Here is a 239-nt window from a genome sequence, read left to right as displayed (position 1 = left end):
GCCTGCTGAACATGCCCAGTGCTGCTGGCGGCTACTACACGACGATGATGCTCTCCAGTCTGTCGACAGCGGCGCGGACATACTGCGCTGAACGTCTCAGCAGCCCAAGTGAATGGTTGGTGGATTATACTACGGATGATGAAAAGGACCGTAAAGCACGCCGTTTGCGTCGTTCGATCCCGCCGACGAGTGATCACTCTGCCTGGATCGAGCTGCTTGCGAACGCACTTGGACGAAGA

1 pseudogene is annotated in these 239 nt (G+C 56.9%); it reads left to right on the top strand.

Annotated features, from left to right (window positions below):
• Positions 1-239, top strand: a pseudogene (locus EOD29_RS36875) (hypothetical protein); the annotation flags it as partial.

Origin of the sequence: Mesorhizobium sp. M1A.T.Ca.IN.004.03.1.1, from assembly GCF_003997555.1 — a bacterium.
In the GTDB taxonomy this organism is placed as follows: domain Bacteria; phylum Pseudomonadota; class Alphaproteobacteria; order Rhizobiales; family Rhizobiaceae; genus Mesorhizobium.
Note: the sequence above shows the minus strand (reverse complement) of the source record. Positions and strands in the feature narration are given on the sequence as shown.